Annotated in this window: 4 protein-coding genes and 1 riboswitch; of the genes, 1 reads left to right on the forward strand and 3 read right to left on the reverse strand. The window is 75.6% G+C overall.

Translation table 11 applies throughout. The annotated features are described in order from the left end of the window. The 3 genes from thiD to thiM all read right to left on the reverse strand — a co-directional run. On the reverse strand, positions 1–995 hold a 995-nt coding region (thiD, locus tag J7E22_RS16920), incomplete at its 3' end, for a bifunctional hydroxymethylpyrimidine kinase/phosphomethylpyrimidine kinase (protein ID WP_214983012.1). After that, entirely contained in the window at positions 992–1,831 is an 840-nt protein-coding gene (gene thiE / locus J7E22_RS16925; protein ID WP_308159295.1) for a thiamine phosphate synthase, read from the reverse strand. The genes thiE and thiD, both read right to left, overlap by 4 nt. Beyond that, complete coding sequence (gene thiM, locus J7E22_RS16930) at positions 1,828–2,736, reverse strand: hydroxyethylthiazole kinase (RefSeq protein WP_214983013.1); 909 nt, start codon at positions 2,734–2,736, stop codon at positions 1,828–1,830. The genes thiE and thiM overlap by 4 nt, the downstream gene beginning before the upstream one ends. After that, positions 2,725–2,820: riboswitch (TPP riboswitch) on the reverse strand. Its footprint overlaps the gene before it by 12 nt. Before the next feature lie 93 nt (positions 2,821–2,913). Here thiM and J7E22_RS17790 point away from each other — a divergent pair. Then, on the forward strand, positions 2,914–3,521 hold a 608-nt coding region (locus tag J7E22_RS17790), incomplete at its 3' end, for an NUDIX hydrolase (RefSeq protein ID WP_308159296.1).

The following is a 3,521-nucleotide window of genomic DNA, read 5'->3' on the forward strand; positions in this document are numbered from 1 at the left end:
TCCTGCGCCAGGTAGCGCTCGAACGCCCCGACGTCGAGCGAGCCGTCCCGCAGCCCGACCAGGAAGGCGCAGCCGATCGTCTCCCGGAGGACGCCCTCGACGTCGTGCCACCACCGGTCGGTGGAGGACTCGTCGCCCACCGCCTGACGCACCAGCACGCCGTGGTCGATCGGGCCGTTGCCGCTCCCGACGTGCAGGGCGTCCGCTCCGCCCAGTGCCGCCGTCAACCACGGCTTGGCGATGCCGACCGCGAGCTCCCAGTCGCCGTGCCGAGCGGCGAGGGTGGCGATCGCACTCGACAGCGAGCACCCGGTGCCGTGGGTGTTCGTGGTGTCGACGCGGGGCGCGGTGAAGGTCCTGGTCGCGCCGGACGGTGCGACCAGGACGTCGTCGGACGTCGGTCCGTCATCGTGGCCGCCCTTCGCGAGCACCAGCACGTCCCACGTCCGGGCGACGAGCCGCGCGGCCTCGAGCGACCACGACGGCCCCGCCGCCTCGGGCGCCCGCCCCGCCAGCCCCGCCAGCACCCGCAGCTCCGCCCGGTTCGGCGTCACCAGGTCGGCCAGTCCGAACAGCGCCGTCATCGCCCGCTCGGCGTCCTCGTCGAGCAGCCGGTCCCCGCTCGTCGCCACCATGACCGGGTCCACGACGACCACCGGCGGCCGGTGCTCCCGCAGCCACGCGGTCACGGTCGTGACGACCTCGGCGGTCCCGAGCATGCCGATCTTCACCGCGTCGATGTCGACGTCGTCGGACACCGCGTCGAGTTGCTGCCGCAGGAACCGGACGTCGGGCACGTGCACGGCCCGCACGCCGTGGGTGTTCTGCGCCACCAGGGCCGTGACGACCGCCATCCCGTAGCCGTCGTGCGCCGCGATCGACTTCAGGTCCGCCTGCAGGCCGGCACCACCGGTCGGGTCCGTGCCCGCGATGCTGAGGACCCGGGGGATGCCCCGCGGGACGTCCCCCGCGGTGCCGGGTCCGGTGGCCGTCACGCGTCCGCCCCGTGGTCGCCTGCGGCCGGGAGGCGCGACCCACCCCGACGGTGCCGCCCACCGCCCGCCTCGTGGCCGGGTTGCGCGAACGCCGTGTCCGTGTCCGGGGCCGAGTCCGTTCCGGGCTCGTACCGCGACCACGCGGCGACGAACGCCGCGGCTGCGGCTCCGGGATCAGGGGCGGCGCAGATGCCGGACACGACGGCGATGCCCGCCGCGCCCGCCGCCCGGATGCCCGCGACGTCGTCGAGCGTCACGCCCCCGATCGCTACGCACGGCAGGTCCGTCGCTGCCGCGAGCCGTGCGAACCCGTCGTGCCCGAGGGCCGGCGGGTGGTCGGGCTTCGTCGTCGTCGGGTGCACCACGCCGACCCCGAGCAGGTCGACCGTCCCACGGGGGAGCCGGGCGGCGGCAGCGAGGTGCTCCGGCGTGTTCGCCGTGAGTCCCACGTGCGCGTCCGGACCGAGGAGCGCTCGTGCGACCGCCACGGGCAGGTCCGACTGCCCGAGGTGCACGCCCGCGACCCGGTGGCCGGCGTGCCGCGCGGCGAGGGCGACGTCGAGCCGGTCGTCCACCACGACGGTGGCGCGGTCACCCACGGCGTCCGCGACCGCCACGGTCAGCGCGAGCAGGTCCCGGGCCGTGGCGTGCTTGTCGCGCACCTGCACCATCCCGACACCCGACGCCACCGCTGCCCGCACCACCTCGAGCACACCGAGCCCGTGGCGGTCCGCGAGCACCGGATCGGTCACCAGGTAGACGCCGAAGCCCGGTCGACCCGCACGGTCCGCGTCGGCAGCGCGCACCGCGGCACGGGTCGGGAACGGCGAGGTCACGCCGGCACCGCCGGGTGCTCGACCGTGATCCGGGCGGTACCGATGACGTCCTCGGGCGTCAGCGACGCCAAGCGGTCCAGGAAGAGCGGCTGGAAGGTCCCCGGACCCGCGGCCTCCCGGGCCGCCAGCTCGGCCGCGATCGTGTGCACGACCGTCGCGGCCACGGCCGCGGCACCCGGGTCCTCCGGCGAGACGGCGGCGAACGCGGCGACGACCGCACCGAGCGCGCAACCGCCCCCGGTGATCTTCGTCAACAGCGGGGTGCCGTTCGCGACCCGCACCGACCCGATCGCGGGCGCGACCACCAGGTCGACGGGACCCGACACGGCGACCGCGCCCACGCGCCTCCCGGCTGCCTCGACCGCGGCGGCCGCCGCGTCGTCCGTCCCGGCGGTGCTGTCGACGCCCCGGCCACCAGCCGAGCCGCCGAGGACGGCGAGCACCTCGGACGCGTTGCCGCGCAGGACCGTCGGGTGCAGGGCGAGCAGTTCGGCCGCCAGCGCGGTGCGGACCGGCAGCGACCCGACGGCGACGGGGTCGAGGACCCACGGCGTGCCCGCCGCCACGGCTGCGGTGGCCGCCTCGAGGGACGCCAGGCGCGGCTCGGCGTGCGGGGTGCCGGTGTTCACGAGGAGCGCGTCGGCGACCCGGGCGAAGGGACCCGCCTCGGTGCTGACGTCGACCATCGCGGGAGAGGCGCCGAGGGCGAGCAGGACGTTCGCGGTGACGTTCTGCACGACAGTGTTCGTGATGCACTGCACGAGCGGCTCACGGGAACGCACCGCGTCGAGGAGCTCCGCGGTGCGTTCCGCCCAGTCCGGACCGGCCGGTGGGTCCTGGCGCGGGTCACGCGGTGCTGGTCCACCTGTGGTGGGGACGGCGGTGGTGGGCGCTGGTGTGCGCATGGACGATCCCTTCGCGAGTACGAGCTCGAGCAGGTTCGACGGGTGTGATCTCAGCCGCTGGTTGCGGCACCCCGTGTCTCGGACGACACCGTACACGAGCGACTCTGCTGTCCACACGTCCCCCGGACGGACGCAGTCGCCGGTCACACGCGGAGGCCCGTGTGGCAGGGTTGACCCGTGCAGGACGCAACGCCTCCGGGGCCTCCACCCGGCCCCCGTGACCCCGGTGACGCGTGGGCGGTCGGACCCGACGGCACCAAGGCGTGGGGACGCTTCGGCGCCGCTGGACTGCTCGTCGACGACGGCGACGGCCGCGTGCTCCTGCAGCACCGCGTCGAGTGGAGCCACCACGGTGGGACCTGGGGCATCCCCGGCGGGGCCCGGCACCTCGGCGAGGACGCCGTGACCGGCGCACTCCGCGAATCCGCGGAAGAGGCCGGGGTCCCCGCCGACGGCATCGACCTCCGGCACACCGCCGTGCTGGACCTCGGGTTCTGGACGTACACGACGGTGGTGGGGCGCGCCTCCCGTCCGTTCGAACCGGTCATCGCCGACCGCGAGAGCCTGGCGCTGTCCTGGATCCCCGTCGACGAGGTCGACGACCTCCCGCTCCACCCAGGCTTCGGAAGGTCCTGGTCGGCCCTCCGCGCCCGCATCGCGACCACCCCGCACGTCGTCGTCGACGCCGCGAACGTCGTCGGCAGCGTCCCCGACGGCTGGTGGAAGGACCGTGCCGGCGCTGCCACCCGCTTGCTCGGCGAGGTCGCGGCGCTCGCCGCGTCCGG

Origin of the sequence: Curtobacterium sp. ISL-83 (assembly GCF_018613895.1) — a bacterium.
Lineage (GTDB): Bacteria > Actinomycetota > Actinomycetes > Actinomycetales > Microbacteriaceae > Curtobacterium.

Bases quoted from the DNA above. Each gene is read 5' to 3' on its own strand.
- thiM (WP_214983013.1), bottom strand. From the start codon at position 2,736: ATGCGCACACCAGCGCCCACCACCGCCGTCCCCACCACAGGTGGACCA.